The organism is [Flexibacter] sp. ATCC 35208 (assembly GCF_001975825.1).
Taxonomy (GTDB): Bacteria; Bacteroidota; Bacteroidia; order Chitinophagales; family Chitinophagaceae; genus Chitinophaga.
The window spans coordinates 1-25,257 of record NZ_MTKN01000084.1; the positions used below are offsets into that span (position 1 = coordinate 1).

General features: G+C 37.2%; 21 protein-coding genes. 9 read left to right on the forward strand and 12 right to left on the reverse strand.

What is annotated here, in order from left to right:
- Positions 1-239: 239 nt before the first annotated feature.
- The 3 genes from BW716_RS31195 to BW716_RS31210 form a co-directional block, all read right to left on the reverse strand.
- On the reverse strand, positions 240-626 hold the full coding sequence (locus BW716_RS31195; RefSeq protein WP_083729973.1) for a hypothetical protein: 387 nt from the start codon (positions 624-626) through the stop codon (positions 240-242).
- Positions 627-1,414: 788 nt separating this feature from the next.
- Positions 1,415-1,981: a plasmid pRiA4b ORF-3 family protein gene (locus BW716_RS31205; RefSeq protein ID WP_083729975.1), complete on the reverse strand. Its 567-nt coding sequence runs from the start codon at positions 1,979-1,981 to the stop codon at positions 1,415-1,417.
- On the reverse strand, positions 1,978-2,418 hold the full coding sequence (locus BW716_RS31210; RefSeq protein ID WP_143709137.1) for a hypothetical protein: 441 nt from the start codon (positions 2,416-2,418) through the stop codon (positions 1,978-1,980). Before BW716_RS31210 ends, BW716_RS31205 begins: the two co-directional genes overlap by 4 nt.
- Before the next feature lie 584 nt (positions 2,419-3,002).
- Here BW716_RS31210 and BW716_RS31220 point away from each other — a divergent pair.
- Positions 3,003-3,941 (forward strand): DUF6602 domain-containing protein, encoded by a 939-nt coding sequence (locus BW716_RS31220; RefSeq protein WP_083729978.1) that lies wholly within the window; start codon positions 3,003-3,005, stop codon positions 3,939-3,941.
- A gap of 163 nt (positions 3,942-4,104) precedes the next feature.
- Positions 4,105-4,974: a hypothetical protein gene (locus tag BW716_RS31225; protein WP_143709138.1), complete on the forward strand. Its 870-nt coding sequence runs from the start codon at positions 4,105-4,107 to the stop codon at positions 4,972-4,974.
- A gap of 428 nt (positions 4,975-5,402) precedes the next feature.
- Here BW716_RS31225 and BW716_RS31230 read toward each other — a convergent pair whose 3' ends face one another.
- From BW716_RS31230 to BW716_RS31255, 6 genes are all read right to left on the reverse strand, one after another.
- Positions 5,403-7,343: an ATP-dependent endonuclease gene (locus BW716_RS31230; RefSeq protein WP_083729980.1), complete on the reverse strand. Its 1,941-nt coding sequence runs from the start codon at positions 7,341-7,343 to the stop codon at positions 5,403-5,405.
- 39 nt (positions 7,344-7,382) lie between these two features.
- Positions 7,383-7,673: a hypothetical protein gene (locus BW716_RS31235; RefSeq protein WP_083729981.1), complete on the reverse strand. Its 291-nt coding sequence runs from the start codon at positions 7,671-7,673 to the stop codon at positions 7,383-7,385.
- Between the two features lie 190 nt (positions 7,674-7,863).
- On the reverse strand, positions 7,864-8,148 hold the full coding sequence (locus BW716_RS39260; RefSeq protein WP_368678149.1) for a transposase: 285 nt from the start codon (positions 8,146-8,148) through the stop codon (positions 7,864-7,866).
- A 296-nt stretch (positions 8,149-8,444) separates the two neighbouring features.
- Entirely contained in the window at positions 8,445-10,661 is a 2,217-nt protein-coding gene (locus tag BW716_RS31245; protein WP_083729983.1) for an AAA family ATPase, read from the reverse strand.
- Positions 10,662-10,691: 30 nt separating this feature from the next.
- Positions 10,692-14,417 (reverse strand): AAA family ATPase, encoded by a 3,726-nt coding sequence (locus BW716_RS31250; protein WP_083729984.1) that lies wholly within the window; start codon positions 14,415-14,417, stop codon positions 10,692-10,694.
- Positions 14,418-14,422: 5 nt separating this feature from the next.
- Positions 14,423-15,664 carry an exonuclease SbcCD subunit D C-terminal domain-containing protein gene (locus tag BW716_RS31255; RefSeq protein ID WP_083729985.1) on the reverse strand — a complete coding sequence of 414 codons (1,242 nt, stop codon included), beginning with the start codon at positions 15,662-15,664 and terminating at the stop codon, positions 14,423-14,425.
- A 962-nt stretch (positions 15,665-16,626) separates the two neighbouring features.
- Here BW716_RS31255 and BW716_RS31265 point away from each other — a divergent pair.
- Positions 16,627-17,475: a Kiwa anti-phage protein KwaB-like domain-containing protein gene (locus BW716_RS31265; protein WP_179091358.1), complete on the forward strand. Its 849-nt coding sequence runs from the start codon at positions 16,627-16,629 to the stop codon at positions 17,473-17,475.
- A gap of 82 nt (positions 17,476-17,557) precedes the next feature.
- Here the strand turns inward: BW716_RS31265 and BW716_RS31270 are convergent, their stop codons facing one another.
- The 3 genes from BW716_RS31270 to BW716_RS31280 form a co-directional block, all read right to left on the reverse strand.
- A complete protein-coding gene (locus BW716_RS31270; protein WP_083729988.1) occupies positions 17,558-19,318 on the reverse strand; it encodes an ATP-binding protein in 1,761 nt (586 codons plus the stop codon).
- 1 nt (position 19,319) lies between these two features.
- On the reverse strand, positions 19,320-20,525 hold the full coding sequence (locus BW716_RS31275; protein ID WP_083729989.1) for an SIR2 family protein: 1,206 nt from the start codon (positions 20,523-20,525) through the stop codon (positions 19,320-19,322).
- A 126-nt stretch (positions 20,526-20,651) separates the two neighbouring features.
- Positions 20,652-21,080, reverse strand: coding sequence for a helix-turn-helix domain-containing protein (locus tag BW716_RS31280; RefSeq protein WP_083729995.1), 429 nt, complete (start codon positions 21,078-21,080; stop codon positions 20,652-20,654).
- Positions 21,081-21,354: 274 nt separating this feature from the next.
- On the opposite strand from BW716_RS31280, the gene BW716_RS31285 reads away from it, so the two are divergent.
- The 6 genes from BW716_RS31285 to BW716_RS31305 all read left to right on the forward strand — a co-directional run bounded on the left by BW716_RS31285 (position 21,355) and on the right by BW716_RS31305 (position 25,065).
- The gene (locus tag BW716_RS31285) at positions 21,355-22,092 is read left to right on the forward strand and encodes a HAMP domain-containing sensor histidine kinase (RefSeq protein WP_083729990.1); all 738 of its coding nucleotides are present in this window, start codon (positions 21,355-21,357) and stop codon (positions 22,090-22,092) included.
- A 31-nt stretch (positions 22,093-22,123) separates the two neighbouring features.
- Positions 22,124-23,038, forward strand: coding sequence for a HEPN domain-containing protein (locus BW716_RS31290; protein WP_083729991.1), 915 nt, complete (start codon positions 22,124-22,126; stop codon positions 23,036-23,038).
- Positions 23,022-23,417 carry a hypothetical protein gene (locus tag BW716_RS31295; RefSeq protein WP_083729992.1) on the forward strand — a complete coding sequence of 132 codons (396 nt, stop codon included), beginning with the start codon at positions 23,022-23,024 and terminating at the stop codon, positions 23,415-23,417. The genes BW716_RS31290 and BW716_RS31295 overlap by 17 nt, the downstream gene beginning before the upstream one ends.
- A gap of 11 nt (positions 23,418-23,428) precedes the next feature.
- On the forward strand, positions 23,429-23,635 hold the full coding sequence (locus BW716_RS36480) for a hypothetical protein (protein WP_143709139.1): 207 nt from the start codon (positions 23,429-23,431) through the stop codon (positions 23,633-23,635).
- A gap of 56 nt (positions 23,636-23,691) precedes the next feature.
- Positions 23,692-24,510 (forward strand): hypothetical protein, encoded by an 819-nt coding sequence (locus BW716_RS31300; protein WP_083729993.1) that lies wholly within the window; start codon positions 23,692-23,694, stop codon positions 24,508-24,510.
- 186 nt (positions 24,511-24,696) lie between these two features.
- Positions 24,697-25,065 (forward strand): hypothetical protein, encoded by a 369-nt coding sequence (locus BW716_RS31305; protein WP_083729994.1) that lies wholly within the window; start codon positions 24,697-24,699, stop codon positions 25,063-25,065.
- Positions 25,066-25,257 lie beyond the last annotated feature (192 nt).

Below are 25,257 nucleotides of genomic sequence, written 5' to 3' on the forward strand. Positions count from 1 at the left end.
AATAAATGGGGAGTATCTAACTTTATTGTTTCGTATTCTTCCTTTTCTCCTGGACCTAATAGGTAAAACTCTGCACAGTCAAAATCTTCAATTCTAGTAATGTGAAGGGGAAACTTCAAGTTTGATTCCAGGTATGACTTGTAAAACACAAGAGTTTCAAGGCGTCTGGAAGTGGCTTCAAACCTGTTTTAAATATCTGTTTTATCCTTTCTTCGCTATTTTTAAACCTATTACTCATATCATTTATTTTCAAACTTGTTAAGCTCCTGGCAAAGCGTGTACATCAATGAGAAAGCAGTACAGCCATTGGTAGCAATATCTATTATAGAGTAATTTTCATATGTCCACATTATCAGGAAATCATTGTTATCGTCACTAATCTCAAATTTGCCTAATTGAGGTAATGCTAAAAAGTATGTTTTTACATTATCCGGCAGTGAAATCATAAAGGCCTCCTGCTCTTCAATGGTCATTTGTAAATAGATACCCTCCCAGTTAATACCAATTTGGAGCATAATGGATGCAGGTTCATTATACGCATGAATAAACAGCATATTACCCATATCCTTCCATTCGGCATGAGTCCACTGTTGTAGTGTTTGGTTATACCCAGACCATTCCGCCAAAAGATCATAAAGTAGCTACGTAACGGCTATTCCTAAGCCCTCCCTATCAGAACAGGAACTTGTGATCAGCATTCTATTAAAATCGACGATAGTACTGGAATAAATATTGAATGATTGGATTTTATCACCTTGCATCTGTGTATTTTTAACAGCATCTCTTTACGCATTCATGATTACTGTGTACATCCATTTTTGAATGTAAGCATTAACTCTTTCCATTTATCATCGACATACCGATCTTCTTCACGTATGCTATTGAAGTGTTTAATAGTCTGTTGCAGTAATAAACCAAATACATCCGGACTTAGAGGCAGTTTGCCAATCTGATCTAAATATTCGAAGGATTCAATAAGAATCATTTGGTAAGTCCAACCCTCATCTAATACCATACACAGTTCAGGCTCAATCGCGAGGATAATAGCAAAGCCAGTTTCCGCAGCGATAAGGTAGTTTTTTGCATTGATTGATTCTCTACCTCTCTCCAGAAGACTTCTCGCAATTTTCTCAACAGCCTCCTCACCCTCTTCACTAATATAATCGTCTCCCTTTTTTTCTTCCTCAATAATATCCTGGGGACCCTAAAATTTTTCATGACAGCGGGGCATTGTTGAGACTGATTTTATCATACCCATAAAATCACCCATAAATACCCATATAATTATTGGATGTCTTCAAAACAAGAAAGGCTGAGATATCATCGCCGGCTTTCGCCATTTTAGTACTTGGTAGTGGCGTGTTTTCGAACCAATTGATGTTGATTATTAATAGGCTGTATGAACAGTAATCTATCATTTTGCTAGTAGTAACAGTCTTTTGTTTGTTTCTCTTATACTGCATAATTCTGCGTCCCATTTTTCTCCGTCGACGAGACCAAGCCACTGAATATATTCGGCTTTTTCCGGATGACTTTTTTTGTTTAGTATCTTCACCATTTGGTAATATCCGGACAAACCACCAACATCTTCTGGAGGGCATGCTCCTTTTCCATCGATACAATACGGAGCATTTAAATCTTCTGCAAGCGTTTTTTCAAAGATAATCTGATGGTCCCACTCATCTCCAAAATCATAGATATAGCAATATGTTTGACCTTCTTTTTTAAATATGCGGCTTACCTTTGTTTTTCGCGCATCAATGGTTGTGACCTCTGGATCGATATCGTCTCCAGGGTAGCCATAACAAATCTTATCCATAAATCCAGTTTGGGAAAACTGAAACAGGTGACTGTTTTCCCAGCCGAATGCACCTTGAATAGCCATGTGTAATTTGTATAAAGTATAATCGGCGGGAACGGCAATTCTTCTCCATACTAAAGGATCACTTTCCTTTAATGTAATAAGAAATTGGTAGATCATTTTTTTATTTGTTTGTCTTTAATTGAGGTTTTCACCAGTTGATAATGTTGTTGCAACCGGTTGACATACGCTACGTCAGTATTGAGAATGTCAGTTAAAATTTCGAGCCATCTTTGGGCAAATTGTGATTGAGTGGCAAAAGTAGTTAATGCTGGTCCTTTGAATTCGGCAAGCATTTCATCATCGCCCCCCATCCATTCTTTATAAAAAGCAAGCTCCTCCCAACCATAACTGATTGTAGCTAAGGGTGCATCGAATGCTTGATTAATTACGTTAATATATACATTTCGACAATCACAATCGAGATCGGTGCAATACAGTTCGAGAAGTGCATAAGTTCCTCGAGGAAGCCCTGTGATTTTCTGGTCCACGACGGTTATCACTCTGGTTTCCTTTTGAGCCATTTCCGGAAATAAGTTACCAAATGCTGTATGCAAAGTATTGAGGCTTTGATGAATAGCAAACTTCGTAAATTCTATGAAATTCCGGAAGAATTACATTGTTATGCAAATCATCGTCTCGTATTCGATCGAACCGAAATAGTGTTGAAAATTAATGAGTTATGCTGTAGGTTAAATGCATGTAAAAAGGCAAGACCCGCTCATAGAGCGGGTCTTGCCTTTTTAGTGCCCAGTAGCGGAGCGTTTTCGAACCAACTGATATTTATAATAAGTAGCTTATTGTTGATGTGAATTGGTGACTAAATTTTAATAAAAACAGGATTTTCCCCCTATTCTTATTTCGTCTTTATATCAGCTTAATACTTAAATTCGACATGATTTTTTAACTCCAAACCCCCATTTATTATTATGGAAAAAGTTCGAGCTATTAAACGCGGTCCAAAGCCGAAGAAGCCAGATTCCACCTTCAAAAGAACGAATTAAACAGGTATGGAAGAATGGGAATTTCTGACCGTGGATACCAATGTATTTATATGCCAGTACCAAGATTCCATAGTAGTAAGATTTTAAATGCCATTCTTCTAATTCAGGATCATTATTGCATAAACTAAGTCAATAAAATGGCAACAAACGACCTTACAGATTTCATAAATTCTGCATCAAATCGAATAGCAGAAGAATATGCTAGAATTATTACAAGGGTTTCTGAAGATCCTGGAACATCGGGAGATCAGGGCGAAGAAAATTGGGCTACATTACTACGAGAATGGTTGCCCCCCATATTTCAAGTAGTAACGAAAGGCCGGATCATCAAATATCGTGGTGATGCGAGCCCACAAATTGACATTCTAGTTCTACGTCCAGAATACCCCAAAGGGCTCCTTGATAAAAAGCTATATTTGGCGGATGGAGTTTTAGCTGCATTTGAATGCAAACTAACACTGCGAGAACCAGATTTATTAAAGTTTTTTAAAAATTCAGTTCGGATCAGAGATGTGGCACGCTTACCTTTTGTGACAACTGTTTACGACGAATTGCAAAGCCCAATATTCTACGGCTTATTATCACATTCTCATGGATGGAAGCAGAATCAATCGACTATTGAAAATATCTCGACTCGAATTTTGAAAATAGACTCTAAAGTCTTAAACCATCCCTTATATATGCCTGATGTAATCTGTATTGCAGACACAGCATGTTGGTTTGTTAAGAAATATCCTTTGCCTCAAGTCCTTAACGCTAATGGCAGATTTGAGGAATTTATCGCGACTACCTATATGTCTAATCAAATAGGCATACAAGTGAATGAAATCATAAAACCAATTGCTAGTCTGTTAAACTGGTTGTTATTTCGATTAAGTAAAGAGCATTCTGGTTTATGGTCTATATCGAGACATTTTATGCGTACTTTTTCTGAAGGTGGCATGGGGCTAGTGCGAGATTGGCCTATTCGTGATGTCTTTACCAAATGCGCATTAAAAAAACTAAGAAAAATTCAAAAAGATCAAACTTATAATTTTCCGGATGATTGGGTTTTTCTTGGAAGCCCACCACCATGACTTCAACATGATAGTTTCTGGCATCCAACAATAGTTTAGTATGTATTTCTCTTAAGTTATTAAATTAGCGCCCTTTCCACTAAAAATGAAGGATCGATTATCGATATTAATTAAATTTCTTTTTAGAATAGGTTTTGACAAGTTCATAATATTGCCACTATACATGAATTCAAAAGATAAGAGACTAATTGAAGGACTAATACTTTTAATTGAAGATGGACAGTTTGATTTCCATCATGTTACTTCAATTCTAATGCACTTAAGGGATGTGTCTGGAAAACTGGGATATAAGCGATTTAATGAAGTCGCCAACTTTATTGCTCATCCTCAAAGAGATAAAGGTATAATAGCTAACACAATTGAATATTCAGCTTTAATACTTCGGTTTAATTTGGGAGGTCCTGCGACACGAAATAAGCAAATAGATGTTAATGGTTTTCCCATCTATATTAAAAGGTTATTATATCTCGGTCTTGAAAAAATGTCTAAAATCGAATTAAGAAAAATCAATTGCAAAAGGGATGTAGTAAAAGCCACATTAGATAAAATAGAAATTGATGAAATCCGTAAAGTCGCATATTTCCCAATATCTCAACATTCTTTCCTTACAAAAGAATTTAAGGAATTCATGAACGAATCATTATCTATAATGAAATTTGATTATATATATAATCAAATTTCATTTATAAAAGATTTTAAAGAGATTCTAAAGCAATGTGGATTAAAATATAGCGATCATAAATTTACATTGCAGGGTGATAAAATTACAGTTTGTATCCTTTATTTATTACATGATTCAGTATTTAAATCTAACTTTTCTGAAAATGGGAAAATTACAATTTCAACAGGATCAGATAAACTTGAGATTCATGGAAACATAGAATTTGTACAGGATGAGACAAAAATTCCAGTAGCGTTTCCTGTCTTCATGAGTAATTTAGACACCCATAAATATTTTTCTTATGATCCTTCTTTACAGGATATAGATTTTGATACGAAAAATTTACTACTACGTGGGAATATACCTAATTAGTGAAGAGTTACGCTCTCCAGGACCAAGTCATGTTAAATTGGGTAAAACAATTTTAGGAAAAAATGGAAGCCCATTTTAAGAAATTTAGTTACAAGACCGGATAAGGCATGAATTCAAATATGCTTCGAACAACGAGGTGTTTCAGGTAATATTGTAGGGCAATTTGCATTAAAAACTGTGATTTATTGACAAGCATAAATTAAAAATGGCCCTGTAAATCAATTGATTACAGAGCCATTTTGTGCCCAGAACAGGAATAATATCTGTCTGGTTATTAATACCTTACAGTCGCGGAATGTCAAATTAAAGTCACTGTTTTTTGGATAGCGTAAAAGTGTGCCTATTGTTCACACTTTTTAACTCTTTTAAACCTGTCATTACAAATATATAAATATTTCAGAAAATGCATGACATATATTTTATAGAAATCATATTACAAATCGAGAGTCTTTTATTTCATTATTTTTGACCCACGTCTCAAACTTCTCTTTTAAGCTTTCCGAAAAGGATTTATCAAAGGGTTCTTGATTGCAATTTTGGTCTATTAATTCATCTAATACGGCCTCTACGGATTTTCTAATTTCTTCATTTTCATTTATCTTCTTAAACATTATCCATGGTTTATCCTTTGGTGATGATGAAATATAAATACCATCATTATCTAAATCAATTTTATCATGTGCAACCTCAAAAGTTGAAATTGAGACACGATGTACAACACGAATTCCCATTTTTCGGGATATTTTTATTTGTTCATATATATTATCATTTCCTGACCATGCAGTGTTAATATTCCCTTTTCTGTTTTTGGGGTAATCACAATCGTGCAATACTGAAAAAGAAACTTTAAAATGGGAAAGCATTTTTATTATAGGTATAATGGTATACTTTCCTCTCGCCCTTATCAGGATAGGTTTACAATTAATATGATACTTATCAGGGCTAAGGCGCATGATTGTATCAAAAGATGCATACTCAGTATCTCCTTCAACGATTATCGGATATTGTCCAAAAAACATTTCCGACAGATTTTGGTCGAAATTATTCAGTAACTTAAGATTATCCATTTCCTCTTTAGAAAATGAAATTTCATCAGAACGATACGTTTTAGGACTAGGATTCCCTTCATTTCTGGATAACCTAACAATCGTTGTATGATCCTCAAATGGATCAATAAACAAGGGACTATGTGTTGTTAGCATTACCTGCCAGGATGGATCATTGGCCAATTCATACAAATATCTGGACGCTGCACGTATGCCATTGGGATGAAGTGCAATTTCTGGTTCATCTATCAAAAGCATATATCCTGGTAAAGACATCCCACTATCTCTTTCATCAATAGCCTTTTCTGCCTCAACCTTTTTAGCTGCATCTAGTTCAGCTTGTTTTTCATCAATCAAATTTTGCTTGGTTTGTTTGGTCGGATCAGTTTTAGATTTATCTCGCTCACCTTCAAGTTTTTTTATTTCTTTTTCAATTTGCTTTATTTTTTTTTCGTGATCGGATTTAAAATTCTTTACTGCTTGTAGCCTTGATCGAACTTGTAATAGAGACCAAAATAGAGCGCGTTGAGATCCTGTTCCTTGTTGTTCCCAGTCGATATTCTCATTAAATTCTTTTATGCTTAATTTTGAACCTCTGACTAAAGCATCAAGTGGGTCAACTTTCAATTCTGACATTCCAATATTTAGATCAATGGAAAGATTAGGAAATATTTTATTGTGACTATTTGTTATTCTTTGATTGATCTTTTCAATTATTTCTTTGCTTTCCTCAACCGGCTTTCTGGCATGTGTGGTAAAAATCTCTAAAGCTTTACTTAAATCAGAATCTTTGTTGTCTAGGTCTGAACGTAGATTTTCCGCAATTGGATCAACAATTAACTTTAATAAGTGCTTTAATTCTCCTTGGGGGTTTTCTAATGCGCCAATTCTAAAAGGCACAGGAAGTCTACTATTAAATACATTATCCAATCCAGCTGCATTTCCATCATCTGAATAATCATTTAATTCAGGATCATATGTTTTTCTAGTTTTTGCCCCATTTTGATCCCATTCCCACCTACTTTTTACAACTAAATGATCTCCTTGCTTCTCTTTCCATTTTTCTGCTATATTTGCAGTAGCTTCAGGGATATGTACAGAGATTTCAATGTATGTATTTTCACCATTGGATCGTTTACAGTAATCTTTCTCATATGAGTAATTCTGAGTTCCAACTGCTAGTTCATAGGCTCTTAAAACCGTAGATTTCCCCGAATTATTGTCTCCGACAAGACAAAGAATATTATCTAAATTTATTGTTAGTCCTTCGTTACCTATACAGCCCAAATTTCCGATGGTAATAGTTAAAAGTTTTGATCTCATTATTTTTCTTTAAAAGGCCAATGAATACTTATAATGCATTTAAAGTTCTGCAAAAATATCTGACATACCTTTGTCTCCTCGCTTATAACCGATCCTAGGAGCATCAAACTTGTCATCTCTAATATTAATATTTTTTGCCTTGCTTAAATCGTACATTTTCCATCCTAGTTTTCCTGAAGAACTAAATCCCGCTATTTGGTATGCTCTAAGAGCTTCGTTTCCTGCGGTTGTTTTCCCATAACAATGAGGTTCTACAATTCTTGTTTCATTTTCATAAATGAATTCAATTAAGTTTTTATTTTCAATAGCTGAAATGATTCTTGTGTTCATATTTTTATTTTTAAGTTAATAATTCATTGTTGTCCGGTAAAAAATGCACTTATTCGGATGTAGTTCATACCGGTAAAGGATTACATCCGAATTTTAGTCAATAGATACATTATATAGCTCATCCTCTAAGCGGAACTCAACACAGGGTTGTTTACTCTTCGCCATGCCAAATAAGTATCTTTTATAAAACTCAATAACTCCACATCAGTAGCTGAGCTATTAAAACACAATAAATCTGGGTTTTAATAGCATTTTGGCTATCTCCCCAAAAATATCTCAATGGGAAGTTTTGCTTTATTTGTTTAAATAACAGTTCGATCATCCATCTATATTTATAGATGCGGGCAACCTGACTAGCACTAATCTTGAGATTGTTTGTTATAAGCACATATATTCGTCCATCGTCTGCTTTGTAAGTAGCTCTGCGCATACGCAGGCGTATTACATCTTTTTCCTGCTTGTAACCGACCGTTATGAGCTGATCTTTAAGGACTCCATTATTTTTTTCTTCCTGGTCTTGTCCGACATAAGCTTATGGTGTGGATTTGCTATTATGCTTATGTGCAGCGTCCCGTATCAGCTTCGCTGGTATTAATGATAATATTTGAGACAATACCGGCTGTCCGGTAAATTTTCTATCTTTATCCAAGTTTATAGTTTGTGTATGGTAACCCAAACTTATAAACTATTGGGGGCTTTGCCTCCTTTTTTGTGAGCTATTCTTTTTGTTTAGTCGGCCAATACTGTTTATTTATTTATATTATACAGCAGCTAACTCGCTATTAGAGTTTCTCTGTACATCATATTATAATGCTCTTCATGCCCCATCTTTACAAAGATATTTTTGAATACTTTTAGATATCTTTCAAAAGTTTCATCTTGATATTCCACATACAAATCATCTGGCAAACCATGAGAACCATCGTTAATCCAACAAACCAAGGATCGGCATACCTCTTGTTCTTGATGGTTGTCAAAACTCTTTATAAGATCATCGTCGGCATATTTCCCCAAAATTTTGAAATAATTTTCAATAATTCTTCGCATGGTATTTTGGATAGTAATACCTGAATTTTGATTTGTATTCTTCAATTCTTGCCAAAGCAATTCATATGAGCTTTGTATCGGATTCTCCATGTCAAAAGACTGTATTGTTGTAATACTATCTCTTTTTCTTAAGATCCAAAAATTGGTATCGCCATTCCTAGGTGTTCTTCCGTCGACAAATGACACTTCTTTATGAAAGTAAACGTTATGAGTTAATAATATTAATTGTTTAATGTTTCCAGTATTTACTTTTATGGATTTAATAATTTCTTTGATAAGTGAACTTACAACGAAAAGTACATTGCTATCTAAACTAGAGATAGGATCGTCAATTACCAAAAGTCGCTCTTCGGTTATAGTTTCCTCTTGTGTACTTCCTTTTGCTAGTTGCAAATAATATAGGAACGTAATGAATGTAGCCTCACCCTCACTTAGGGTTGATTCAGCAATGGTGCCATCCTCTCTTTGTATTTGATATTGATTCGCTTCGGTCTTTGAAGGAACAATCTTAAAATTTAAAAAACCATATGATTGGAGTATCCGATTTATTTCATCTACAGATGGCTGGACACTTGTTACATTTTTATTTGCAGCTTTGATTTTAGCATTTAGTTGAGTGTACTTATCTCTTAAGTCTTGATGTTGCTTTTGTAATGCTTGAACTCCTTTTTCCAAGCCTTCATGTTTTTTCCAAAAAGCTTCAATATTTGCCCTATGGCTTTCTACCAGATATTTCCAAATACTTTTTATTAGACTATTTCTGTGGTTTGTATAGTCATTTACAATTTCATTATGTAATTCAATTTCAGCATTACAATTGTTCAGCAATTGTAGTAATCCCTCTAATTGATCAGCAGTTGAAATAAGCTCAATGCTTCTGCTTGGTTCCTTTATTTTATTGCTTAAAAGTTCTTTGTTTGAGACAAATTGACTTATTAGAGTTTTTAATAAGGCAGTAAATGTTTCTATTTTTAACTTTGTTTCAGAGTTATTCTTCTCTTTAATTTCTATCTGCTCTAAAATATTTTGAATATTTTGTATTGTTCTGTAGTATTCATCTGCTAAGGATTTTACAGTTTCAGTGTCTCGTATAAATGACTCATCGAAATAGCCTTCAAGTTGATCTCTGAAATTTTGAGTAATTGTCTTAGACTGACAAAAAGGACAAATATTATCCTCATTTAAATAGCCGCGACCTTCATTTACCCAATCATTTAGATTTAATCTTTGAATCAGATTTGCTATTTCGACATCGGATTTGCCAATGATTTTTCTTGTCCAAATGACATTTGCCTCTATTTCTAATAATCTCGTAAATTCTATACTTGAAACAACAGGCAACGTAATTGGCGTTTTGCCAAATATAGTTTGGGCTTTTTCTTTTAATTGATCAAGCGTATCTATATGTTCATTATTATTCTTAAACTCTTCCATCATCTTGTCACGAAATGCTTCCTTTCGCATAAATCCAGCGAATGCTTCTTTAAAATTGTTCTCATTCTCTTTGTATATATCACGCCAGATTATTTCTTTGAATTCATTTTCATATTCTTCTTTTTCTGTTATTTTCTTTTCTAATGTATTTTTCTTTTCAATTCCTTTAGTTTTTATATCCTCCAATTCTGACTGCATTTTTTGAATAGCATCTATTTCATCTTTTGTAGCTTGCCCTAACGTAAACACGCCGTCCATTCTCCCTTTGCCAAAATTTCTTTCTCGGAAATCTTTATTGTAAACATGTACTTTGACCGGAAGTTGACCTCGCCATGCAATCTGACAACTTGAATAAGATTTATCAGATGGGTTATCTATGAATTTAGAAAGTGTGGTTTTTCCACAACCATTAGTTCCATAAATAAAGTTTATTTTTTTTAGATTTTGTATTTGAATGCCTGCTGCATCGTAGGTGGCTACGTTTTTAATATTTAACGATTCTATCATATTGGAATTTATTAAAGGATTTAATGCTTATTACAGAATCGCGACCTTACTTTTCCCACTCTGCTGCTTGCTAACTCTTATCTGAACCGGTATCCGTTCTGTCATTTCCTGTACATGGGAAATCACTCCAACCTTTCGCCCCTGATTATGCAGGCGCTCTAATGCATCAATAGCTATATTTAGTGTTGCTGGATCTAGCGATCCAAATCCTTCATCAATAAACAAAGATTCTACTTTCATACGGCTGGAAGAAAGCGATGCCAGCCCCAACGCAAGTGCCAGCGATACAAGAAAAGATTCTCCACCAGAAAGAGAATATACAGTACGTGTTTCATCACCCATATCCTGATCTAACACCTGTAAACCTAGCGAATTGGGTATACGTTGTAAAACGTAGCGTTTACTTAAAATAGTTAAATGAACATTCGCATAACTTAGCAATACATCCAGTGTATATTCCTGGGCGATCTGGCGGAATTTCTTCCCGTCCGCAGAACCAATAACCTCATTCAGCTTTGACCAATTATCTACTACCAATGATTGCGTTTCTATAGATTGTAAGAGCGTTCCTATGCGTTGCTTATTAGTAGCATCTTCGCGAAGTCGAAAGGTTATTTCGTTACTGGTCTGATTATTCTGCTCTTGGTGTAATTTGGCTTCTGTATGTAATATTATCAGTTCTTCAGTTGTGCGTTCTGACATCCTTTCTTGTCGATGCTTATCTAAATTCTGTTCCCGCTCAGCCAATACTGATTTCGCTTGGGTTACGGCATCATCTATGGCACGTAGTACTAAGCGCTCTTTTTCTATCCAATCCGGCGTGAAAGACAATAAGCGATCTAATTCAATTTTTGATAGGCTGGTTGAATGTTGCTGATTGTAAGAATTGAGCCAGTCTTGAATTTGCTCTTTAAAGGATGTTTCCTGTTCTGAATGTACAGATAGTTCTTTTCCTGTTTCTTCATACTGAGTTGTGGTACGGGTGAGACTAGCCAGCAAAATTTCTTTTTCTGATTTTTGTTGATCCAATACCTGCCGGGCTTTAGTAATTTCGTCCTTGAAAGCTTTTTCTATAACTGATATAGGCGCTCCATTAAAAATAGTTTTCCTTTTCCCGTAAAGATCGTTCCATTGTTCCCGTATTTTTAATAGCGCTTGCTCTTTTTGACTTGTTTCTTCTGATAGATGAACTAGTTGCTCCTGTATACCTTTCAACGTGGCAGCTAGTATGTCCTGTTGCTGCAGGCCGTCTTCTAATTGTTGGATGTTGTGTTTCCATTGCGCTGCAAACTCCTGAATCTGTAGTGAAAATTTATCAGGTTCATTTTTCCAGTGTTGGAACCATTGTTCAGAGGTAAAATAGACAGCAAGATTTTGCTGAAGATTTTCAAGGCCAGTCTGTGCTTTTTCTCTTTCCAGTTTATGATTATCTCGTTGCTCCTCTAGAGATTTTAGTGTTCTTTCAGTATCCTTTAACGCATTAGAAATGTAGGTAAGCTTCTTGTCAGATTCATCAAGCATGCCTTTTTGCTTTTCCAGCTGCTCTTTCTTATTATTATATGACAATATTGTATCCCGTAACTCACGTTGCTGGTCTTTTTCTTGTTGTAGTTTTTGGTGTAGCCATGTTGCTCTTCTGTCAAAGGCTATGGATGAAGCCGAAGCATTTATTTTAAACCGGACCCATATGTCCTCTAACTGCTTAACAGATTTTTCTTTTAGTGAAATATCTTTCTCCTGATTAGCTATCGCTTTATTTAATTGATCGCATACCTGCGTCAGACGGCTATGTGTAGTAAGGCTGTCTGTATAGGCTGTTTCTATTTTCTGATGGCTTATTTCCAACTCTTTAAGTACATGATCCAGTTGGGTATTATGCCCAGCATAAGGATGAGAAGTACTGCCACAAACAGGACAAGGTTCATCAGTTACCAGTTTTGTACGCAAAATTTCAACGTTTTCTGCCGCGGCCAGGCGGGCTTTCTCCAGCATACTTAATGAAGTATTTCGCTGTATTATGTTAGCATCAAGTAATGCTTTTGTATTATAAAGTTGTTCAAGATCTGTTTTTAGTTGTTTCCTGTTTTCTTCAATTTGTTCTGTAATCGTAGCTTGTTCTGTAATGGCACTGCTTAGTATTTTCCAGTGTGCTTCTGCTGCAATAATGTCTTCAATTGTTTCATCAAGGATGCTTTTTTCCTGGTCTAAACTGGCAATAGGAATTACAGAAAACTCTTTTTTCTGACTTTCATATTCTTGCCTGGCCTGCTGTAATGATGTCTGAAGGGTCGTATATTCATTGCTCAATCGCTGCCGGTCCTGCTCTTTCGCCTTAATTTCTTCCTCCGCGGCAAGCACGAGAGATAAACGGCTTTGTTGGGTATCAAGTAAAATACCTGCATCATTCAGCTTAGATATAATAAGACTATGTTGTTCTGCAATGGGCTGGCGGGCAGTGTTGCTTTCTTTCCATTGTTGCAACTCTTTAACCTTACTTTCTAAATGTTCCGCATCAAGTTGTTTCTGCGTAAGTTGTTGTTGCTGCCGTTGCAACTTTTGGCTGGCAGTATTAAACGCTGTTTGGTCCTGGGATATCTGGCGTTCTTTTTCTGCCAATTGCACATCCAGTGTCTTTCCCTCATTTAAAAGTGGCAAAGCTGCCTCTTCTTCCGCTATTCTTGCTGTGAGGTTGTCCTCTGCTTGTTGTAGCGTAATATCCAGCGCGTCTTTTTTTTGCTGTAATGCATCTAGCTGGATCCTAATTTGTCCCAGGCTGACTTTCTTCGTATTGATTTGACCTTGTACAGTACTTAATTGGGCAACTACCGGTCTTACTGATTGCACACTCACAATCTGCTGTAGTTGCTGTTCGCGGGGAATGGCTTCCTGTTTAATCGCAAAGGTCTGTTCACTGCCAAGTTTTGCAGCATCTAATCTGGATTGCAGGTTATTTAATTGTTCATGCCAGGAAATCTCTTTGCTTAATTCAATCAGTAACTTTTCCTGGGCTTGTATGTCTTTTTCAACTGTGTCCTTTTGTTCGTGCAGGGAAGTTAACTCTTCACTGGTCATTGTTTGTATCCCTTCCCGTTGTGTATTAAGATCCCGTAGTTGTTGCGCCTGCTCCCTATGCTTTTCATAAATGCGCCTGGATATTTCAGAATAGATGTGCGTACCTGTGAGTTTTTCTAAGAGTGCTGATTTTTCGTCCTTTCCTGCCTTTAAAAAGGCTGTAAAGTCACCCTGTGCCAGCAATACAGAACGGGTAAATTGTTCAAAGCTTAATCCCACCAGGCGCTCAATTTCAGTCAGCAGTTCAGTTTTTTTCCCCGGAACAGGTGAATTTGTACTGATGTTTTTCAGCGCGACGTCAAAGGCCTGTAAGTTTCCATCCGCCCTGTTTCGTGCTCGTCTTACCATCCAGGTCGCGCGATAAGGCTGATTCTCTACCCCAACAAAATCTACTTCTGCAAACCCTTCTGCTGTACCATCCCGCAGTATACCACGCACATCATTCTGGCTTATGGAAGCTCCCTGTACATCGTATATGTCAACGCCACTCTCTGCCTGCTTGTATCTCGGCGTTTTGGCATAAAGTGCCAGGCACAATGCATCTAATATAGTAGACTTACCTGCTCCGGTAGGACCAGTAATGGAAAAGATGCCGGCAGAACAAAGTGGTTCCTGTGTGAAGTCAATTTCAGTAATACCTTCCAGTGAAGCAAGGTTTTTTATGCGTATAGCAAGTATTTTCATCTCGTTTAATCGGTTAGGGTTGCTTCCTGTGCGATTGCATTAAACATTTGAAGCAATTCTGGTGGTACAGTATTGTTATATTTTGATTGGTATACTTTGGAGAAAACTTCCAGCGGTTGTAAGTCATTTAAATTTTGACTTGCCACTATTTCTGGTTGAGTATCAGTAGTTGTTGAATTGGCGTATCTGACATCTATTTTTGCTAAACGCACATGTTTCCCGGTCAAAGACGTTTCTACTTTATGCCGTAGAGCTGGTTCTGGTCCATCCAGCAGTACTCTTACTTCAAGGTAAGGAGCTGGTTCTACCTGACTGTTGCTGTCGGGCAACTGCTCTAATGCGGTAAGTACTTCAGTGAGTTTGCTATGCACAGCGGGTGAACGTAATAAAGGGATTACTACTGGTACGTCAATGGGGGCTAATGTTGTAATACTTTCGTTGTTTAGCTCAAAAACAATTACCTGGTGTTTATAGTTAATTTCAGAGAAGGACATGGGGAGCGGGCTACCGCAATAGCGAACATGTTCTTTTCCACCAATTCGTTGTGCCTTGTGAATATGCCCTAATGCTACATATTTAATATCCTCATGGAAAGCTGAAGCAGAGATGCATTCCACCCCACCCATTATCAGCCTTTCCGTTTTATCCTGCTCCGTTATTTCCGCCTGTTGCGCATGTAAATGCCCCATCGCAACAATTGCTTGTCCGGGCTGTTTATTGTCAAGTGCGTATTCATAAGCGGCTTTATATAAGGCCGTAACGCCTTCTGTATAGGGATTTTCACAATCCGCAATTACCGGGTAATCTCCCATCCGCAAAAAAGGTATAGCCAGGCACCATGCCTTTATATTACCTTGCTTGTCTTTTAGAGGTATAGTCAATTTTTCGTATACAAAGTTTCCTTCAGCATCTTTTTCTACCAGTCCGATAATATGTATGTTGGAGGATTCCAGCAATGGGGTGGGAGATTCTAATCGGGATGCAGAATCATGGTTCCCGGCTGTAACTACGATTTGCAACGCTGGATTGCTCTTGACTGCGCGATTTAAAAATGTATAAAACATTTTTAGCGCATTGGCAGAGGGGTTAGAGAGATCAAATACATCTCCACTGATAAGCAATACGTCTATTTGCTCATTGGTCAGGGTTTCTACAAGCCAATTTAAAAATTGTTGATGCTCGTAGGTTCGATCATACTCATGGAATAATTGGCCGATATGCCAATCGGCGGTATGCAGCAATTTCATAGCAGGTTAATTACTACTAATATACGTTTTATTGCAATTCAGGTTACGTATTCATTTTTCAAAGATATATACATGGCTAAAAAAGAAACAATATGTTGGGTGCTATAAAAGTAACCACATTAATGAATATATATAGCTTTTTGGCTTGAATATGATTAAAGGAGTATTTATATTTTAATATTTGGTTTATAAACCGCTAACGTTTTTGAAGATGAAAGCATGTGCCCTATTGCCAGTTGCCGATAATTGTAAGGCAAATATTCTGCAAGCAAACTGATACAATTCTGATTGCTATAATAAATTTAAATGCCTTCATATCAATTATTTAGAAAAATGGTTTAAATTTATGTGTATTGATTTATTGCAAAGATGTTTTCAAATTTTATCAAATTTCTACTACCTATTACGGGGATTGGCCCCGTAATCTTCGTTTTGTGGTTGTCAAATCTCATTGCTCAGAAAGAAAATCTGTCTATTTATTTAGATGTAACTTCCTATAATTCAATATTATATGGATTTGAAAACTTCATCTCTATCAACTATCTTTTGATTGTTAGCGTATCAATAATAATTTTATGTACTGCTATACCCCGAATTGCAAGGAGAACTCTCGATCATACAAGAATCGATCTGAAACAAGTAAAGCCAGCTGACATCAACTTCACTCCAATAATATTTAGTTATCTATTGCCATTTAGCAAGATTTACTTCACTGAAATAAAAGACATATATTATCTCCTATTTTATACAGGGGGTGTTATTATTTGGTCAATTACGTTACATAATTCTTATCATTATAACCTAATATTGCGACTTTGCGGTTACATATACTACGAGGTGCAAACGAGAAAAGAAGTAACATTTCTATTACTTTCAAGAAAGATCGTGAGAACGCCGGAAAGTGTCACTTCTTGTATTAGATTAGCCGATAGCATGCTTATCAATACCACTATATGAGTATCATGAGCGTAACACAAAAAAATAATGATTTTTATGCCTTGCTTGAGAATGGCGAGGTCAAAAAAGTCGGACTTGACCCCGCTGCTACAGATAGTTTCGGAAATATTTTTATAACAAACGGAGAAGCGTTAATGGCAATGGATAAAATCTCCTTCGATGGTAATTCGTTATTAGATGTCGATGAAGTATATGTCATTAAACCATTTGCGCTTCCAAAAGAATTAGATGCGGCAGTTGCTAATCCGCTAGGACTAGAATTGCTGGATTTAAAACATGATAAAATTAAATCTATTTTTTGGTATGATTCGAACAATAAAAGATATTATTTTCAGAATTTCGATAGAAGAAAGTTATTGATCAATAAACACCTTTTGTTCTTTAGTAATGGTCTTTTTAGAGAACTGAAAGATGATGTTCTTATGGTTGATAATACAGTAAATGCTATATATGAAGGCGGACAATTCTTTTTTCATTCATATGCAAACGCTAACAAAATATTTAGCCTTATTGAATTTTACCATGAAGCTACAGATGGTGATATGAAAAATTTTTCGGCCAATTCTTATGTCTTAATGGATGAAAATTGGCTATTAGATAATGCTAACTCAATTATCCGAAAGCATATTACCCTCATTCTAAAAAGTGGGGTGTTAGATAATGCAAATACAAAAAAAATTCAGCGGACAGCTAAGAAATTCAAATTGAAGATTGAACTTGACAAGAATTCAAAAATTATTTTTCCTCAAAATCAAAAGGAATGCCGAGATATATTAAGTTATTTAAACGAGCAATACTACATCGGCTTAATTACGGGAAAACAATACCGCACCAACTCAAAAAGGCCTGTATAGTTTAAATGTAATTTGCATACTGTATAATCTAATCGACATTTTTCATCATTTTGATGCTAGCTGCTTAGTAAAAAATGTCTAGTCACACTTGAACGTCTATTACTTTGGTAAATTTGGGGGTATCAAACTTGGGTGTAATTGTTGGCAAATCCACTTTGACTGATATTGGCATTGGAAAATCGACACCCATAATAATAGCTTCTCCCGAACCTAAAGATGGCAAGAATGAAAGAGTTTCTTTATTGGCTGTTGAACAAGCACTCGCAATTGCTTCTTTGTCCTGGTGGTTGATTAATCTATGTGTAATAAATGTACCCATTTGGCTTAGTGTTCCAACGGGAATGTCTCTTGGCATTTGCGTGGATAGGCATAGAAAAAGACCATATTTTCGGCTTTCCTTTGCTATATTATCAAAAGCATTTAGCTCTGTACTTTCAAAATATTCATCTTTCACTTTTTTATTCAAGAATTGATGTGCCTCATCTACAAAAAGTATCATGGGTTTTGTTCTAAATGTATTTGTTCTTGCTTTACTTAGTAAATATCTGCCTAGCGCATTAGCTAATATTTCTCGTACTTGAAAATTATACGGTACATTTTCAAATCCAATTCTTAAAATATTTTTATCTGAATCTGATAAAAAGTTGTTTATTTTAGTAATGAGATTATTTGTTGTTGGTGAATTAAACCCAAACATACCAGCATAATTGTTATCGGATATGACATTGTTTACTCGCATTATTAGGCTTGTCGCATTACCATAATTTCTTTCATCTCGTGAAATGGACCATCGGTCATTAGAGATCTGAAAACATTCATTACCAATTTGCCTATGAAGCAAGCTGATACTGAAATTATTAATAGAAAAATCCTCAATTATCTGTTTGTACGTGAAGTAAGCGTTGTTATATGCCGCCGTTAAATTGCCTTGTTTTACAATTAGTCCGTTATTTACTATCACTTGTTGCCCTCTGAATACGAATTTATCATGAGTGCCATCATTACTGTGTCCGTTTGAAGGAATGTCATTCATTAGACAATGGGCAACCTTCAATGATTTGATTGCTTCTAAAAGTACTGGCTGTTGAACCTGGCCAGATGGCCTGAATAAAACAAATAAATCATTGATTGTTAGGCTCTGGTAGGGGAAATAACTTTCGGAAATTAGAATAGAATGCTCTACTTTTGGATGAATATCAAATGTAGAGTATTCGCCTGTTGGGTCTAAAATAATAGCTTTTGCCCCTGTCTCAATTATACCCTCTACAAATTTGCTTATCGTATAACTTTTTCCTCCACCTGTAGTCCCAATAACTGCGCAATGTCTGCTGAAAATCGCTTGGAGGGAAATATCCACAGGTACGGTCTTGTCATAAATCAAACTCCCTAGCCTGAACGTAGGTGAATATTCTATATTTTCGGGTTTGATTCCGAAAGTCTTAAAATGTGTTGACAAAAATTCTGATGAACAGATGAAAACTTTCGAGCCGATTAAGGGTAAGCTATTTATTCCTTTTTCTATTACGCTTGGATTGAACAAATCAAAAGCTAATAGGATTTCTATTCGGCCCACAGGATGGAATGCTTTAGTTGAAAATGTTTTCTCGCTCAACTCTAACCTTTCCTTTTCAGGTAACGAAATCTCTAATATCTTCCCCAAAAAGCCTTTATCCTCTCCTTCAATTACGATATAATTGCCGACAAGTCCGCCACGTAAAACTTCCGCATGATGGACAAATGTTTTCATCAAAACAGAAGATGGAAAATGTACCTTGACAAATGCTGGGGATACAAAATTGATATATCCAAGGAAGTGACTATGACTAAAGGGACTATTACTCATACTAAGAATTTGGTATATTAATTATAATTTGCCTAGCATCTTCTTGGTTATAAGATTTAAGATCAGGATAATTTTTTGAAAAGTCTTCAAATGTCTCAGCGACAATGGAAATGTTAGAATATTTTTTTGCGGCATTAATAAATGGCTTTAGATTCTCATTGGTTTCATCAATTCCTCTGTTAATAATCATCAATTGAAAACTTGGATTCTGCTCTAACGCTTCAATAATTGCTGTGACAATATGCTTGTCGCCAAAACTGAATCCAATTGTTATTAAAAGGACGTTTTCTTTTCTAAGATTTGTTTGAAATCTTGACATCATTTCGAAATATGGTTGCTCGTAAGAACTTTCATATTTGGATTGGTGTGGATATATCATTAAAGGATGAGATGGATTTACCTTTTGAATGATTTTATCACTATTCTTTTCCCAATTTACCGAGCCGTGTAGTTTATATAAATGAAATACTTTTTGAATGAAGTTGTCTTCCTCTTTTACCCTGCTTTTGTTTCTTGAAACAATATCATAGTCGTAGTTACGACCGCTAAAAGTTCTTGGGTGCGAAAACGAAAAACCATCAATTACTACAAAATTACTTTCGCATGCCGCTTGTTCAAACATCAAATCGTAATTTAAGGTAAACAACTTAAATCGAGGCAGCGTAACTTTTCTTTTTGTAATTTTATTCAGTAACAAAGTATGTGGTGAATTAGGTGGTATATCCAATTGGCAGGCTTCTTTTATGAAATCCTTTATTTTGCTTACGCAATCTTCAATATCTATGTCTGCTTTTGGGATATAAGGTATGGCAGGTGTCGCCATTGATAGAACCTTCTCAAGGTTCTTTACGATTGAGCCATCTGCCCACGTTTCATTGTATCCAATTTTTTCAAGAAGTTTATCAAATACTTGTTTAGTTAGTAAGCTCTCTGCATCGTCCCATAAATTGACCATTGATTTTCCAACCTTACCTGAAGCTCCCCAGCCAATTGATGAACCTGCTCCTGTAAGTAGCAATAGATTTTCGAATTGATTACTTAATATTTGTGAGTATTTATTTCTTTTTGTTGCAATAGCATAGTCTACACGATTTTCTTTACTGTCTTTAAAGTCATGTTCTTTTCCATCAATATAGACTTTTACATTATCGGCATCACTATCATCGTAGGAAACATTACTATTATTATTTAGTATCAAATATCTCATACTGATTATTTTATTTTACCTATAGGCCTTGCAAAATGTCAACAATAAAACGTAATTAATTTTAAATAAAAAAGCCACCCTGAAATCTCTATAGGTGGCCTTAATAAACGAATGTAAATATTTTTTTTATTTTTTCTTTTCTGAAAGCATCTTTTCCAGCATAGCGATCTTCTCATCCTTTTCTTTCAGAAGAGCAGCATTCAGCTTTTTTATTTCCTCTACGGCCTCTGCCCACTTATCAAGTGCGTTAAACGTACAATTATGGTAGTTTCCTGTTCCGTTAATAACATTGGAGGCATTAGTGTTTGCTCCCTCATAATTGTGTTGAATATTATAAATGGCCGCATCTTCATTAAAATTCTTAATTGCATCCACCGGCACTTTCAACGTCTTTGCAATCAACTCCAACTGTTCCGGCTCAATGGTTTCTTTGGTCTCCAATAAAGAAACACTCTGCTGGCTGATATTGAGGGCATCAGCCAATACATCCTGTTTAATATGCAGGATTTCTCTAAGGCGTTTTACCGCGCGTCCTTGGTGTACTTTTTCAGGCATACTGGTAATTGTCATAGTCACAAAGATATTGAAAACTAATAATTTGGTGTCCTACTTCATCCGGGCTGGTGAGATACCAAGGGTTATTCCCGGTTAACTGTCCGGTAAAATACAACTAATTTTTGTTAATGCACAGGCTTGCTTAGTGGGGTACGGTTACCGGGGATGGTAATTTACCACACGAATAAGGTATCCAACAGCCGCCAGTAGTGCAATACGCTACCGGAACTGTTATGGACAACCATCTCCCTTAACACCATTAAACTAGCCAGTTATGCCGATCTCATTTGAAAACAACACTATTACCCCATTACCACCGGCTGCTTTAGCTCAAAAAAGCGCCTCACAGACTATAGAGCTGTTCCTCGGTATGTTTGCCCATGAACTACGCACACAGGTAGCCGGCACTGTCCAGGTTTGCCGGTATATCCGCGAAGGCAGCAAGTCGGAAGCCTTCTTTCAGGCGTTGGAAACTACAACCCTGGATACCTTACATATACTGGACAATATGCTTGCTACCGTAAAATTCCATAACGGTAAACTGGATATTACACCTGTCTACTGCCAGATTGATTTCCAGTTATGGATAACACCGGTCGTTCGCCAACAGGAAAGGACTGCGGCCCTGCAACAAAAGGATATTTGCCTTATACTGCATCCCTCGCTGGAAAATATACAGGTTACCACAGACCCTGTAAAACTTGGGCAGATACTGCAAAATCTGCTCTCCAATGCGCTTAAATACAGCCATCCCGGTACTGTTATTACCGTAAAGTGCAGTCTGGAAAGTAACGTAATATATCTACAGGTTATCAATCAGGGCATGGAAATCCCGCCGGATAAAGCCTCCCGTTTATTTATGCCCTACGAAAGATTAGACAATGGCCTGGCAGGCACCGGGCTAGGACTGTTTCTCAGCGCGCAGTATGCAGAGGCTTTGGGCGGTATTCTTGCTGTGCAAAGCGAGCGGGGAAATACCGTTTTTACGTTAACCCTTCCCATTTATCGTTAAACCGCCCTCTAAACAACCTAAAAAAGTACCTATGCGCACACATTTACCCCATCTTTCCAAGCAGCAGGTCATACAACTGGCAAAGCTGATAGAGAAAATCCTGCTTGTTCTGCAACCGGAACTGATCTGGTGCTTAGGCACCCGTACTACCATTATGCAGGATTGGAGTTGCTTCTGGCCGGGGGAAGGTTACCGGGAAACGATATTCCCGACAACCTTTGACTTGCTGATCCTAACCACAGATACAGAAAAACGACCGGAATATGAGCTTATCCAGTTAATAGAGCAGCAAGCGGCATCATTACCCTGTGAAATCACCTGTATGGTGCAGAAATATGCAGCATTTATGGAAGGGCTGCCTGCCGGTTATCGTTTTGACACGACCGTTTACCGTAAAGCCGTACCTGTTTACATTAGTGGAAAGCCATTGACTGCGGAACTGCCCGTTGAACCAACGAAAGAAGAGATGAAAACCCGGATTACTACCCAATGGAACCGGTGTTTTACTACCGCCCAACGGTTTTTCAAGACAGCTACTGATTGCCAGCAGGACAACTGGCCAGAGCAGGCTGTATTTAACCTGCATCAGGCAGCACAACATACCTGTATGGCGTTATTAAGGGGAATTACCGGCTACCGGTCAACCACCCATAACCTTTCCCGCTTACTAGCCCTGATTGATAACTTCAGTATGGAGCCATCCGTTATTTTCCCCCGATTGACGAGGGAAGAAACGGAACTATTCAACCTGTTAAATAAAGCCTATTCGGATGCCCGCTATAAAGAAGATTATACTGTATCTGCTGAAAAGGCTGCTATCCTTATAGACAGGATAAAGGAATTAATGTCCGTAGCCGAATCCCTTTACCAGGCAAAGCTACAAGAACTTGATAAAGCCCAACCAATTGTATTCCCTATAACAACTACACATGAGACAACAGCCTAACCGCCCCACTGTAAATCTTGAAAGATCAGGGCCAAACCTGACAATAGAAATATTCCTGCCAGCAACATTCCAAATGGCTTGTAAGCAACTGGGAGTGGATGAGCAGGAAGCTATCCAGTTCTGGATAGATCATATTCTGATTGTCTCCTATTTACTAAAAGAGGAAGAAGATATTTATTCTTTAGCCACATCGGTGTTTGCTGCCTATACGCATACAATTCACATTACAGCGATACCGGACAAGGTTAAAAGAGAAATATGTATATACTATACCCAACAGACAATCGCGCTGATAAGTGAGGCAGATCATACAAAGAGCTATACAGCCCTGATAAATGAATGGTATCAGCAACTGCACAAGCACAATAACCGGCAATAAATAATAACCATATGAAAAAGCGACTTACCCTGCGCCACACGCATGACAGCTATATTCTTACAGAAATTACTCAATGTACCTTGCAGGCATTGGTGCAGTTTTACGTTAACCACGTATCGGTAAACGATTTTCTGCATACCAATGATCCTATAATTGTAAAAGCCACAAAGGTGTTCTTGTCCTTCACAAAGGAGGAAGAGAGGAACAAGCCGGGGTGAGTTACCCGGCAAATAAGGGAGGGAAAACTATTGCCGTTTTTTATTATATTAGTAGCATGCCTACGAAAGAAACTCCCTTAAACTCACCCCGCAACCATGTGGCCCCGCTTCTGGTACAAAAATTCCAGCATGACTACGAGTCAATAATGGAGCACTACACCTTATTGCAACAACTGGAAATTACCGAACACCTGCTAAGTCTTGTACAATTGGCCAGGCAGCAGGGTGTTCATAGCGATCAATTCTGGCATCAGTACAAAGCAAAGGATTTAGCGTTACTCAAACGTTATGGCAAAACCCTTAAACCTTATGTGAGTAAGAGCTTTCACGCTTATTTTTATGATAATACCGTATTGGTAGAAAAAGAAATTTATTCCTGTGAGGTATACAACAGCTTACCTGGAACTGAACAATCCTTATCAGCAGATGAAAGGGGGCAATTTCTCCAACTCTGTCAAAACGTGCTGGATTGGGCCATTCATTTCCTATACCTGCAAAAAGAGCCGGAGGGGCTTGACATAGAAACCGTAGCTGCACCTGCTGCTGAAGAACCGGATAAAGAGGCAACCCGTTACCGGCAATTACTGACCTTATATTACCTGCTCAAAGCAGGCTTTCAGACAGAACACCGGGATAATGGCAACATCAGTGATGTAGTTAGACTGGCTCACCTGCTAACAGGGATAAAGTTTACCATACTGCAAAACTCAGACATCTATAAGAAATACGCTAAAATACCTGATCACAAAGCCGGAGTGCAATTGCTGGCAGACCTTCAATACATTCGCCCTTACTTTACGGTTCTTCATCTGGACAGTGCTGTTGCCCTTATTGATGAAGATATCCGGCAGCATGAAAAACGGATCAGGAAATAATAGCTCCCGCTTACCGTTAATACAAACAGCTTACCGTTAAACGGTATCCTCACTTGAAGCCTACTATCTATTTTTAAAACATAGGTATCCCTATAGGGGGATACCAGCCCTCTTTCTATTCTCATCTTTGCATACAGAACGGTAAACGTAAAACATCACTTCCGTTTACCGGTAAACCCAACCTGTATGTCAACAATAACACCTGACTCAAAACAATCACCACCTGATCCAGCAGCGGCAAGGGAGAAAGCCCCCAAAACGTCTATAGCTCTGCAGGACCTGTTAAACCGCCTATCTGTTGTGTTACCCACAGAAAAGGAGGGGGTACAGCAATGGTATAAGTTATTGGCTCATCCGCTGATCATTGTAGCGGGTCTCTGCCTGCTGGTTTATTGGTTATATACACAAAGGCACCCGCAACCGCCAGCCCAGGACCCTGAAAAGGCAAGGCTGAAAAAACAGGTAAAGAAGTGGAAGAAGCGGAACAAACAAGACCATCACAAAGCTATTGGCGATAACCAGCATACTGCAACCGGTATCTCGCTGATGGATTAAGAACTAAAAAACACATCCCCATGCAAATTGCTAACAAACCGGCTACAACCAGTTCATACACTATTCCCAACGATGTTTTACTGGACATCATTCGCATACTATTCAATAACCGCCTGCACTGGCAGGTAGAAGGCATTAATGAGCAGGAAGGTACCCTGCTGGTGCAAATCAGCCAACAACAGAGTAACCCTA